We start from the raw sequence: 13,163 nt of genomic DNA, 5'->3' as shown, positions 1-13,163 counted from the left end.
TGGTTTAAATTATGTCTAACAGGAATTCCTGTTATCACGCCAAATTAGATAAATAGCAGGAACCTATATAATATCAGGTTCCTCTTATTTTATATAAATGTAAACAAAGCTTACCTATATCCAATAAGGTCTTCTATAAAGAAAAGAAGTGTAAGTAATTTTTTTCTAAGAATACATTCTTTGTTTGTCCTGAATTGTTTTTGTGTTTGTATCTGCTCAAACTAAAGTAAATGTGGTCTCATTTGAACAATTGCTTTACAAACAAACCTTTCCATAGCAAAAACCTATTACTCCAATCAGTATAATTTTAGCAATTAAAAAAGTAAACTGAAAACAGTTTATTTTCATTTCCACGAATTCATTTCATTTTTCCCCCAATTCATTTCATAGCTATTTCAAAAAGGGCATTCTCAAGATACTTTTGGAGTGTTATTAACTTAAAATACAATTACTATGAAAACCATTACAACACTTTTAATCACTTTTATTTGCTCAATTAGTTTCGGACAAAATTTTACAGGAAAAATAATTGACACACAAAATCAACCTATTTCATTTGCTAATATTGTCGTAAAAGATAAAGCTGACGATTCATTAATTACAGGTGTGATTTCTGATGAAAACGGAGAATTCTCTATCAATACAAAAACGGAAAATGTATATTTAGAAATTAGCTTTATCGGATTTACCACCAAAAAAATAGTTCCTACGCAACCTGCTATCGGAACAATCGTTTTAGAGGAAGATGGACAAGAACTACAAGAAGTAGTGATTACTGCTCGTAAAAAACTCATTCAACAAAAAGTTGATCGATTAATTTTTAATGTAGAAAATACAGTTGCAGGTACTGGAGGAACTGCGCTTGATGCACTAAAAGTGACACCAAGTGTTAATGTAGATACAGACAAGTTAGCCATTGTAGGAAAAGGAAATGTACGCGTTATGGTGAATGATAGAATTGTACAATTATCAGGAAATGAGTTAAATGCTTATTTGAATACGATCGCATCCGATGATATTAAAAGTATTGAAGTGATTACAACACCTCCATCAAAATATGATGCTGAAGGGAATAGCGGACTGATTAATATTGTACTAAAAAAATCAAAAGAAAATAGCTGGAATAATCAATTTAGAACTTCGTATACACAAGCAACATATGCGTTATTTAATTTTGGAAATACATTTAACTACAACAAAGATAAAGTAAGTGTAATTGCTTCGTTAAATGGAACAAAAGGACATTCTGCACAGTTTAATGAATTTGATATTGTGTATCCATCTGCTTCAACTGCAACAAATCTTGATATGAAAAATAGAGAAAATCTAATTTCAGGAAGGTTAGGTGTAGATTACAATCTAACAGATAATGCTACTGTCGGGGTTTTATACTCAGGTTCGTTTGAAGATAAAGGGATAAACGATGATGGAGTAACACGAATGAACGATGGCAATGGAACGTTTACAATTAATGAAGGGAATGCTGAGACCACAAGAAAAAACCACTCATTAAATGCGCATTACATTCAAAAATTAGATACGCTTGGTAGAAAATTATCTGTTGATGTTGATTACTTTAATTTCGACAATTCTTCTACGAGGAGATTTAGCAGTGAACAATTTATTACAAACCAAAGCTATTTTGAGGCGGAAAATAGCACGAATCAAAAGATTAAAAATTACAGTGCGAAAATAGATATGGAGCACCCAAGTGAATGGGCAAACTTCTCTTACGGAGTAAAAACCACAATTACAAAAACAGATAGTGATGTAGCGTTTTACAATACCACGACAGGAACACCAATTTTTGATCCAACACAAAGTAATGAGTTTATGTATTCTGAAAATATCAATGCTATATATGCAGATATGTCTAAACCATTAGGTGAAAAATGGCAAACAAAAATCGGACTTCGTTTTGAAAACACACGCACAAAAGGAGTTTCAGAAACAAACAATCAAACGGATATCAACACATATAATAAACTTTTTCCATCAGTATTTTTAGGATACAATCCAAGTAGAGAAAACATGTTTAATTTGAGCTATAGTAAAAGAATTCAACGTCCTAGCTTTGAGCGTTTAAATCCGTTTCGTTTTTATATCAATTCAATATCGTATCAAGAAGGAAATCCGTTTTTAAAACCACAAATTTCTGACAATTTAGAACTACAGCACATTTACAAAGGAAAACTTATCAGTAAAGCATTTGTAAGCTATGTAGACAATGGATATTTCAACATTATCAAAGCAGAAGATGGAGCACAACAACGAATCGTAGTAACATTCGACAATTTTTATACAGCCTATAATTATGGATTAACGGAAACTTTTCTATACAATCCAACAAAATGGTGGAATACCACAACGCAAGCAACCGTATCAAAAATGGACACTCGCTACAAAGACGGATTTGACTTAGATGCTGAACTATTAAGCAGATGGAACTTTCAATTTTATAACAGAAATGTATTTCATTTAAACGAAGCAAAAACAGTACAAGCAGAAGCAACATTTATATACGCTTCACCACAAAAATTGATGTACTTTTCAGTATCAGAAATGGTTAATTTAGATTTGGGTTTAAAGTTTTCATTACTAGATAAAAAACTAAATTGCGCAGTGGCTATAAACGATATCTTTAGACGAAAAGCTACAAGTGTCAACACCAAAACTAACGGAATAGACCAAACGTACTATAACTATTTTGATACTAGAAGTGTAAAAGTTAGCTTAAACTATAGCTTTGGTAACAAAAAAATAAAAGTGAAGCAACGTAATTCTGGAAACGAATCAGAACAAAACAGAGCTAAACAATAGTCAATATACAATAGGGCTGTTTAAAGAATTAAATACTTTAAACAGCTTTATTTTAAACTAAAAATGTATTTTGTAAATCTAAAAATTATAAAGAAGTGAAGGTTTTAAATCTAAAAATAAATCTAAAACAAATTTTAATAGTAGTTGTATTATTATTGCTAGGGAACGCTGGTAAAATTTATCTTTTATATAACCTACGAAGTAAAAGTGATATTAATTTTTATGACTATTTTGATCACCTTTCTGTTTTTCTATTCTCTACAGTTGCAGTAATATCAGTTCTAGCTTCTTGGAAGTTCATTAATAAAATTGATGCCACAAACACAATTCTAAAGTTTGTAAAGGTTTATATTTTGTCTTTCTTTATATTTATTATCATAGGAATTATTGTTGACTATATTCTTTTAGGTATCATAATGGGCAATAATAAATATGATTTTATGGTTAGATTTATAAATACGATGTCAGTCGCTTTTATACTGGTTGATATTTTTGCACTTACCTCTGCTTTTTTATATTTCAGGCAATCTCAAAAAATTACATTAGAATTAGAACAAACCGAAAAGGAAAAGGCAATCATTCAATCGCAAATGCTTCAAAAGAATTTAGAACCACATTTTTTATTCAATAATTTGAGTGTTTTATCAGGATTGGCAAAAAAGAACCCTGAACAAATGGAAGATTTTATTGATGATTTTTCAGATGTATATCGTTACTATTTAAAACATGGAAAAAAGCAATTAGTTGAGTTGAAAGATGAGCTGTTATTCTTAATAAGTTATATGAATTTAATGAAAAAACGCTTCGGGAATGCGTATCAAATTGTAAATAATATCAAAAACACAGATGGTTTTATCGTTCCGTGTTCGTTACAGCTATGTGTAGAAAATGCAATAAAACACAATAAAGGAAGTGATGAAAACTGGTTGTTGATTTCACTTTCACGAAAAGAAGATACAATTGTGATAAAAAATGAACTAAACAAAGTAGATTTCACGCTCGGAACTGGCACAGGAAATGAGTATCTGAAACGTCAATATCAACTCAATTTTAATAAAGATGTCATTTTTACTGAAACGGATACAGAGTTTATTGTTGAAATCCCGCTAATTTCTAAAATATGAACGTATTAATTATAGAAGACGAAGCCATTAACATCGAAATTATTACCGATCATGTGCTGCGATACAATAACAACATCAAAATTGTAGCTTCGTTACAAAGCAAAGAAGCAGTAGAGAAGTGGTATCAAACCAATGAACAAGTAGATTTGGTGTTTTCTGACATTGAATTGTTAGACGGAAATGTATTTTCTTTATTGAAAACGAACATCATAAAATCTCCAATTATATTTACAACCGCCTACAACACTTTTTATCAAGATGCTTTCGATGTAAACGGAATTGCGTATTTACTAAAACCCATTAGCTATAACAAGTTTAGTAAAGCAATGGAAAAGTTTGAAAGTCTGCAAAACAAAGAAGTTGATTGGAATAAAATATCGGAAAATATCCACGGATTAAACAAGGATTACAAAGAACGCATCATCATCAAAACCAAAACAGAAATAAAAATTTTAAGCACAAAAAATACGGGCGCAATTCTATCCAATTCAGGAAAATGCATCGCGATTGATGAAAACGGAAAAGAAAATGAATTTCGCTATAAGTTATCTGATTTAATAAAAGAATTAAACCCAAAAGAGTTTTTTCAAATCAATCGTGGAGAAATCGTAAACATCAACTTTATCGAAAAAATTGAACCTTACTTTGGAGACAGATTGGCAATTTCAATCAAAAACTACAAACAGCATTTAATTACCAGTGCTTCTGCTACTAGTGAATTTCGGAAGTGGATTGAGTGAGGAAGTTAGTGACTCTTGAGTTTAAATTAGATTGCTTTTTGTTTGTTGATTTGGCGGGCTAGATTTAAAACTCTAAACTTTGGGTAAGCAACAAATCTGTATTAATTATAATTGTTAGCATAAGTTTTTAGTATACTTTCCAAATGGCTGTTAAATAAGGTAAAGGAGATTCATTTGACATTGGAGATATATCAATACATTTTGTTTTAATTTCATTAGGTAGTATTTTTTCAAAGTCTATTTCTTTTTTTATTTCATAATCTTTATAAAAATCATCATAAACGATTCGATATTCATCTTTGGTTTCGTCCTTAATATTAATAATAGTTTCTTCATTTTTATTAAAACTAAACCATTTTGTATAATAGCCTGAAGGTTTCTTTACTTTATTGTCTAAATTCGTTTTTTCTATTTCTTTTTTTTTGCCTTCAATACTTCTAAAAAAAATTAAAAACTCTTGATAGTCACCTGATATTATAAAATATGTATTTACATTATGATTTTTAGATAAAACAAAAAGTCTCATTAAATCATTAAAAATTCTTTTTTTTTCTTTCTTTAAAGAAGTGCTGTAGGAAGCAATTTTTAATTCAAAAATTGTTTTAAGTTTGTTTTGTTCCTTTAGTACAATGTCTATTTTTCTATTTTTAAATATTGGATGGTTATATTCTAAATTAATGTTTTCAACAGAAAAATGATGATTTGTAAAAAAATCAGCTATTGGATATTTTAAAGAACTTTCACTAATCATAAATTTTCGCCCTATTTTCTCTTGAAAACAAAGCCAATAAGAAACACTATTTATTAAACTGTAAAAATTAATTTCTTTTGACATATTTTTTTTGTTCCATTTCGTTAAGACCTAAAATAACAACTCTTGTCCAAGGATTATCTAAATGAGAGTCTATAAATTGATTAAAACCATCTCCATTGACATAATCTCTGACAGCTTCGTCGAGATGAAGTTTTGGATTTTGACTTCCTGAATATGTGAAAATTGCAATCCTAATATTATCTTGAATAAGTTCTCTTATTATTATATTTTCCATTTTTTTATATCATTTTATAAGCCAAATTTTTAAATTTGGCGATCTTTGTAAATAAGAGCAAACCTTTCAGAAAGCCTTTATTGCCTATGTTTTATACACTTTGTTGTAAATAGTTATTCTTCGTCTTCTGTTTCGTGGAAATCAGTATATCTTACTTCTTCATCATAATCTAAATTCGGATATTTATTATCAAATTTATCGTGAAGAACAATGTGTAATCGTTTAAAAAGGATATCTATAATTTCCCTTTCGTTTTCAACATTATACGCCATACTTACGATATGTTCTTTTTCTGCAGTACTTTGTTCTTTGTCAACACAAAGAATTGAAACACTAAATCCATTAGTACCATAAAGTGAAATGCCAATTGGTGTAAACCTGTCTTCGTCTAAATCAAAGAACTTTGCTAACCCTTTCATATCATCTCCACCAGCGCCACCTAATCCATCTGATATATCTGCTGTTGCTGTTCCTTTAAAATCGTTGTATTGTACATTTGCTTTCATATATTACTGTCTTTTATTTTTGATAATGGAATTATTCCTTGTACTTATTTTAGTTCGCTTTTTTCAATTTCTTTTATTGACTTTCCATAACTATTTTTCCAAACATTTCGTCCGTTTACTGAATAACCAAGTATTACAGCAGCAGCAGCAGAAACACTATTGAATAAATAGTTTCTTGTAAAGACTAATTCTCCATTTGAATTTGGTTTTATTACTCCTTCAGCAAGTAAATTGTCTCTTAAAGCTCCATATCCATAATTTTTAGTCGGATTTTTTGATGTTTGTGAACCTTCCAAAACAACTAATCCTTCATTTGTTTGAATTGCTGAAGCTTGAATTCCGCTTACACTCATATTTAGTTCTAGTTTTCCTTTTGTATCTGGGATAATCTTGTTTTCGGCTGTTGTGGTTGTCGGAGTTTCGATTTCAAAAATATTTCTAAATGCAATCGGGTTTTCTAAAAATTTATGTCCGAGTGTTCCAGTCAGGATTTTAATGTTGGATAAAAATTCTTCCATTGCATCTTTGTCTGGTAATGGTAAAGAGTTTAAAGTCGGATTGTTTCCGTTTTTTAGTCCATATCTTTTAGTTACATTGGCAATTTCGACAATTCTACTTTCTAGATATTTTATATGTGATTTAGTTAAATTGTCATCTTTACTTGTAAAGACTATAACTTCATTCCAAAAATCTTTTTTTGAGTCGTGATTTTTTAATCTATCCCAAACATTTTCAGCTTCTCCGATATAAACAATTTGTTTTCCCGTTTCTTCTTCAAATCCGATTAAAAAATAAACTCCTTGTGTGTTTATTTCTTTGGAAAAGTGTTTGTTAAGTTCAGATATTTTCGTCCGAGGACAAGAGAGAGATTGAATTGTTTGATTTACAACTTCAGCGAACTTTATTCCAGTTACACTTCCTTCTTTTAAATAAATCCTAATACTCTTTCCTAATATCATAGGTTTGTTTTAATTACTGGTAACGTATATATAAAAGGAGCCCGTTTTACAACAACTTCCTCTCATTCCGTATAAAAGTAAAACAAAGATTACACATACACAATGAGGTTTCCCGTAAATAATAGAGGTTAAGTATTAGTTTTATGAGAATACATTCCTTGTTTATACTGAATAGTTTTCGAGTTTGCATCTGCCCAAACTAAAGTCAATGTAGTTTCGTTAGAAGACATTGCAATCGGGCTATTCACATTAATTGCAACATCGGTCATTTCTTCTTCTTGCGTCCAACCAGCTTGGTCTAAGGTTCCGTAACCATTGCTTAATTGACTTTCGGCAGCGTAAATTCCTGTCAAACCAAAAAGTTCTGTATATACATTTGGCAAGTCTTGATAACCGCCTCGGTGTACCAAATGCATTTCTCCATCAGCAGTTGCCATTGCCATGTGTCCTAAGTTTTGATATTCATCTGCCAAAGCCGCCATTTTTTTCGAAAAGTGACCTACAGAGAAATCGGTAACAGACCATTCATGCAAAGTTGTATTGTTTTGTGGCGCTGGATTTCCTTGAAAATCTTGTGCTTTAAACGCATTGAAAGGTCCTGTGTTGTATGATGTAATACGCATTTTGCGTGTGTTTCGTTCTTTGTATACTAAGAAAAGTGTTGAACCAAGTTGACTCAATGTCATATCGCCATCCGTAAGTTGATTGACAGCGACTGTATCTCCAAATACACCATTTGCATTACCAATTTTAGATTGAATAAAACCATCAGAAGCTACCCAACATAACATTAATTTATTTTCTGAAGTTGCCATGTCTAAATAAGAAGTCAGCGCAAAACTTCCAGTGGGTTTTATTCCTAAAGGTGTCGTTGAAGACCATTGTTTTGTTTCAGCATTATAGGTGGTTAGCATGAGTTCATGTTTAATTCCTGTATAGACTAAAAAAGTCTTATTGTCTATAGACGCGAGCGCAATTTTTCCTTGTGTTATGATTCCTAATTTTTCAGGAGTACTCCATCCAGCAGCAGAGAGTATGCTGTTATGCAATTGTCCGCTGTCACTTGAAAATACCATGTGTGTGCCTTCTGATCCGTTCGTCACAGCTAACGCATTTCCTACAGCAAATTTTGTGTCAATTGGTGTTTCCCATGCAAATGATTCATCCCAAAGAAAACGGAACCAATTTGCTCCATAATCGTTTTTGTGTAAAGAATCTAATTGAAAGTTTTTCTGAACCGTTCTGATGAGGTTGTAATGATTGTAAGGTGTATCAATCACAGTTCCAGGTTGTATCATATCGCCTAATAAAACTGTGTAAATCTGGTTTGGACCATCGTAATTGGTATCGTAACCATCAGCATCATAATCGGCTTCATCAAAAGTAACTACTAACAAAGTTCCTTTCGGTACATTTGATTGTTCCCAAGCTTTCTGCGGATCGGTTAGTAATAAATTGACATCTAAGTTTAAACCGATGTTTTTTAAACCTGTTGCATCGCCACCTTGAATATTAGACGTTTCTATATCTCCAAGAAAAACATGTTCGAGCCAAGCAGACAATTGCGGTACTAATTGCGTACGCGGATTGGTGTCAATATGAGTGTTGTATAAATAATGTCCATCATTCCAAATATCGGGTGTAAACCAACTATATTCAGGTAAATCGTCGTTTGCTACATCTTGCCAGAATTCAACATCGCTTACAATTTTCTCCCATCTATCTTTATCTTTTTGTACGTTATGAAAGGAAGCAAAAGCATTGTGTTTACGGTAGTATCTCGAAAGATCTTTTGCTCCAGCAGCTGGATATTGTGTAATGGGTTGTTCACTTTCATCATAATTAGCATCTTCCCAATCAGGATTCCAAGCTTCATTCGGATAGGCTTCCATATAGGCTTTCCAACTCACATTTTTAGCTTCTAAAATATCAACTAAAGTTTCTTGAAGTAGTGGAGAAGCTGGTGGCGTATCATTGGTTACTCCGCAAATTTCACCTGCAAAAGACGCTAGATAGTTGGTTTGTGATGGATGAAAAGCACCAAAATAATTTGTCATGTCTGCTCCAGCGGAAGCCAATTTTTTTAGAAATGGATTTTGAATTACATAGCTTCGATATTGGTTTTCGAACATGATGGTAATCACGCGATCAAAGGGTTTGCTCATGATAGTTGATTAATAAGGTTAGTTTATAATATGGCTTATAAATGTAAAACAAAGATTATATATTCACAATGAGATAGTATCCAAATCAAACAAAAACAGGTATTAGTACCTGCCGCTATAGAACAGAATTTTTCGATAGCGTTTTTGTTTTTTGAATAAAAAACCACAGAGATTTCAATGAAATAATCTATGAGAATTTAGAAATCAATAGTTGATATGTATGATTATTAATTATTAAGAAAAATAAATAATTGCTGTAATTAGAGAATACAATGCACCTACTGCGGCAATAATCATTATAATACTTCCAATTTTTTCAACAGAGTCAGTAGTTTCATTAAAATCTTGTGGATTCTCATCTTTTGATTTTAGACTAAGGAAACTTCGTAGTTGTTGGCTATTGTTTAATGCTTTTCCTAAGAAAAATAAAATTCCATAAAAAAGAATAGATTGTAATAAGACAATTAATGTAGAAAATGTTAACATAGGTAAGTGTTTTAGTTTGATTGTTTTAATTCCTTTAAATATAAGATAAAGATTACAATAAAAAAAGCCACCTCTAGTATTGAGATAGCTTTCAGTTTTTTGTAAAACGGATGTATTATAATTTATTCAGTCGTTACAGCTGGAACATCCGCAAATTCCCAATTATTAGGTAACGTATACGTTTCTACCATTTTGGCGGTAAGAATAGCGTGTAATTCTTTCCAAGTATCTAACAATGAGTTTGTAACATGATCTGGAAAGGCTAAAAGGTTTTCAGTTTCTGTTTGTCCGCCTTCTGTACTGTAATCATACAATTCATATTGGATTGGATATGAAGGAGAACTCGAATCTTTTTTACTTACTGAAATTTCTCCGTTATAATTCACAACGCCGTAGTTTTGATTTGCATAATCGGCAGTATAATACACGCCATATTTATATCGGTGACTAATGATTCCTCTAATACAAGTATAAGCTGACATGGAGCTATCGTCTGTAGCAAAGTAATTGTATTTTTTACCGTTTGATTCTCCTTGAAGTACTGATTTGGCGTAGCTTTCTCCTTGAAGCACATATTTTTTATGAACTGTAGCACCAGTAATATCTATGATCGTTGGCATTAAATCAATGAGTGAAACCAAATCGTCTTTCACAACATTCTGCGGTAAATTTGGATTGGAAAATATCATCGGAACATTGATGGTTTCTTTGTAGATCGTATTTTCCTTTTGACGCAATCCTCCTTGCGACATTGCCATTTCTCTATGATCTGACAAGCGTATAATGAATGTGTCTTCTTCTAATCGATTTCCAACATGAATATTTGATCGCATTGCTTTGATAATATCTCCAGTCAAATCATCAATTAAAGTTTGTAAATACGCATAGAATCTTAGATAGTTTAAAGCATGGTGATGACCTAACTTTCCTCCTTGAAAATTATCTAAAAAGTCTTGTTGTGCAGTTGGCTTTGTATCTAACGTAGCATGGTAGCTTTTTGGAAGTTTAAAATCACGATACGCTTCTCCTAACCATTCTTCACCAGTATAACCAGCGCTAATTGGTGCATACGGATATACCCAAACGTCATGCGGATTTGCCAATGAAACTACCAAACAGAATGGTTTTTCTGCATTGGGATTATAATTTTTGATGAAATCCACTGCTGATTCTTGACTGTCTAGAAACATTGGACCATGTACAATTCTTTTATCATTGGCAGCAGTTCCGCCTCCGATAGAATTTAAAGGAGAGTTTTCGTTAGGCTTTTCAGTGCCTCTTTCTGTCATGTTTGTTTCACAAGTACCTAAATCGGGAGAAGTCCATCCTGGAAATGCATAATGATTTTCCATGGCATCATCTTCGATCATCATACGATCCATATCTGAAGGACGCATAAAACTAAAGTTGGCAAACGAAGCATCTAAATGCCATTTACCTTTGTATACCATTTGGTAGTCAGAATCGGTCATAATTTGTCCCAAAGTGGCTAAAGAACCGCCCATTGGTAAGGTTCTGCTCATATTGATAGTATCATTTACTTTAAGAACGCCATTTATTGTAGGATAGGTGCCCGAAAAAATAGTAGACCTACTTGGAGAGCAGGCTGTTGAGCTGCACATGTTATTTTTAAAAGTGACACCTGTTTTCTTCAAATGTGTTGTCCACGGCAAATATTTTTCTGCCCAACCATCAGGGAAATGTTGAACGGTTCGTTGTTGATCTGTAATAAGGATAAGAATGTTTGGTTTTTTCTGATTGTTTTTCATGGTGAGTAGTTTCAAAGGTTGATCTATCTAAATGTAAAACAAAGTTTATGCTTAGACAATTGAAAACTACTGATTTTAGAAAATTCACGTATTAATACGTATTGGTAATGAGGTAGTTATACGTTTTTAAATGAGGTTAATCTAGAGTTTAAAGAAAATATTTCAGTCTTAGAGAGTATTCTTAATGAATTCAGAAATTTTGTCAGCTTCGTTGATCACACAAATATGACTTCCCTTTTTAATAATTAAATCGGGTTTGCTAATGAGTTTGTACGGTAAAGTTTTGTCATTAGTTCCATGAATACGAATGATTTTTGTTGTAGTTGGAATTTTGGGTGCTGTCCAAGATGATAGAGCTCTAAAAGCCCATTGCAAATACGAATTGGTTTGTTTACCAATCATACTTTTAAATAGTTGTGTCGTTTCTGCATTGAAACCATGACTTTTGCCCCAGAATTTGATCGATTTCGTACAGATTCCTTTCGTGAAAAATAGATCTAATTGTAAAGGTTTGACAATTTTGAACGTAAATGGTAATTCTTTCCTTGATGTTATGCTTGAAACTAAAATGATTTTTTCGATTGGATGTGCGCTTGCAATTTCTTGGGAAACGACTCCGCCGAGCGAATGACCAATTAAGATTGTTTTTTGGGAAGATGATTTCGCTGTAGCGAATAAACGTTGCGAATACTCATGAATATGCTCATTTTTGAGAGGTTCAATCCAGTTTAAGTATTCAATTTCAAAACCAGCTAGATCTAAATTGTGAAAAATACGATCGTCATACCCCAATCCTGGAATTAAAATAATTCTCATACGTTTTTAAAACATTGTGTGTCAACAAAGTTACGGCTTATTGATGAACTACAAACCAAACCGCTACAAATTCTTCTAATGTAAGTTCTCCGTCAAAATTGAATAAAATATCACCACGGAAATTTGATCGTCCTTTATAGACTTTTCCATCTTCAATACGTGCAATAACATCAAATGAAGAAATAGAATTTCCTCTATAAATCATGCCATTTTGGATGTTGAATAGAATATCACCTTGAAAGAACGAGTTTTTGCGATATACTTTTCCATCTTTAACCGTTGCAATGATATCTTTTATAAAGTTAAAATTCCCTTTGTAGATCTTGGAATTTTGGACGTTTACTATAATATCGAGTCTAAAGTTTGAATCTCCATTGTATACTTTTCCATCTTCCACAGTACAAATAATATCGTTCGTAAAATTTGAGTTTCCGTTATACACATAGGTTTGTGCTAGCATTGTACATGTTGAACAAAATAGGAGTAAAGTGAAGATGATCTTTTTCATGGATTGAAGATAAAGAAATATTTCTTTCATTCCTGTGCAGGTAGGAATCTATTTTTTAGTTAGTTATTTTATAGGTCTTTTCAAAGAAGGATGACGTGGCAATCTGTTTCTTCAAAGAACAATAGCGTTATACAATGAAGAGATTACTTCGCTAAGGCTCGTAAAGACGAATCGTAGTTTTAGTTTGTTTATCGGAAACGTCTTTGCGAGGAAGGATGACG

At 32.0% G+C, this 13,163-nt stretch carries 12 protein-coding genes; 3 read left to right on the top strand and 9 right to left on the bottom strand.

Features of this window, described 5'->3' with window-relative positions:
- The first annotated feature begins 453 nt into the window (after positions 1-453).
- The 3 genes from ACRBBL_RS25605 to ACRBBL_RS25595 all read left to right on the top strand — a co-directional run bounded on the left by ACRBBL_RS25605 (position 454) and on the right by ACRBBL_RS25595 (position 4,684).
- Positions 454-2,820 (top strand): TonB-dependent receptor domain-containing protein, encoded by a 2,367-nt coding sequence (locus tag ACRBBL_RS25605; RefSeq protein WP_431371951.1) that lies wholly within the window; start codon positions 454-456, stop codon positions 2,818-2,820.
- Positions 2,821-3,260: 440 nt separating this feature from the next.
- Entirely contained in the window at positions 3,261-3,944 is a 684-nt protein-coding gene (locus tag ACRBBL_RS25600; RefSeq protein WP_431371950.1) for a sensor histidine kinase, read from the top strand.
- Entirely contained in the window at positions 3,941-4,684 is a 744-nt protein-coding gene (locus tag ACRBBL_RS25595; protein ID WP_431371949.1) for a LytR/AlgR family response regulator transcription factor, read from the top strand. The genes ACRBBL_RS25600 and ACRBBL_RS25595 overlap by 4 nt, the downstream gene beginning before the upstream one ends.
- A 127-nt stretch (positions 4,685-4,811) precedes the next feature.
- Here ACRBBL_RS25595 and ACRBBL_RS25590 read toward each other — a convergent pair whose 3' ends face one another.
- The 9 genes from ACRBBL_RS25590 to ACRBBL_RS25550 form a co-directional block, all read right to left on the bottom strand.
- Positions 4,812-5,519, bottom strand: coding sequence for a hypothetical protein (locus tag ACRBBL_RS25590; RefSeq protein WP_431371948.1), 708 nt, complete (start codon positions 5,517-5,519; stop codon positions 4,812-4,814).
- On the bottom strand, positions 5,503-5,733 hold the full coding sequence (locus ACRBBL_RS25585; RefSeq protein ID WP_431371947.1) for a hypothetical protein: 231 nt from the start codon (positions 5,731-5,733) through the stop codon (positions 5,503-5,505). The genes ACRBBL_RS25590 and ACRBBL_RS25585 overlap by 17 nt, the downstream gene beginning before the upstream one ends.
- A 113-nt stretch (positions 5,734-5,846) precedes the next feature.
- Positions 5,847-6,239: a hypothetical protein gene (locus ACRBBL_RS25580; RefSeq protein WP_431371946.1), complete on the bottom strand. Its 393-nt coding sequence runs from the start codon at positions 6,237-6,239 to the stop codon at positions 5,847-5,849.
- Between the two features lie 44 nt (positions 6,240-6,283).
- On the bottom strand, positions 6,284-7,198 hold the full coding sequence (locus ACRBBL_RS25575; RefSeq protein ID WP_431371945.1) for a GIY-YIG nuclease family protein: 915 nt from the start codon (positions 7,196-7,198) through the stop codon (positions 6,284-6,286).
- A gap of 128 nt (positions 7,199-7,326) precedes the next feature.
- Positions 7,327-9,363: an alkaline phosphatase family protein gene (locus ACRBBL_RS25570; protein ID WP_431371944.1), complete on the bottom strand. Its 2,037-nt coding sequence runs from the start codon at positions 9,361-9,363 to the stop codon at positions 7,327-7,329.
- A 234-nt stretch (positions 9,364-9,597) separates the two neighbouring features.
- Positions 9,598-9,849, bottom strand: a complete 252-nt coding sequence (locus ACRBBL_RS25565; RefSeq protein ID WP_431371943.1) for a hypothetical protein — start codon at positions 9,847-9,849, stop codon at positions 9,598-9,600.
- A gap of 122 nt (positions 9,850-9,971) precedes the next feature.
- Positions 9,972-11,618, bottom strand: a complete 1,647-nt coding sequence (locus ACRBBL_RS25560; protein ID WP_431371942.1) for a sulfatase-like hydrolase/transferase — start codon at positions 11,616-11,618, stop codon at positions 9,972-9,974.
- Between the two features lie 168 nt (positions 11,619-11,786).
- The gene (locus ACRBBL_RS25555; RefSeq protein ID WP_431371941.1) at positions 11,787-12,434 is read right to left on the bottom strand and encodes an alpha/beta fold hydrolase; all 648 of its coding nucleotides are present in this window, start codon (positions 12,432-12,434) and stop codon (positions 11,787-11,789) included.
- A gap of 37 nt (positions 12,435-12,471) precedes the next feature.
- Positions 12,472-12,942, bottom strand: a complete 471-nt coding sequence (locus ACRBBL_RS25550) for a hypothetical protein (protein ID WP_431371940.1) — start codon at positions 12,940-12,942, stop codon at positions 12,472-12,474.
- Positions 12,943-13,163 lie beyond the last annotated feature (221 nt).

This window comes from Kordia sp., assembly GCF_050633145.1.
In the GTDB taxonomy this organism is placed as follows: domain Bacteria; phylum Bacteroidota; class Bacteroidia; order Flavobacteriales; family Flavobacteriaceae; genus Kordia.
Note: the sequence above shows the minus strand (reverse complement) of the source record. Positions and strands in the feature narration are given on the sequence as shown.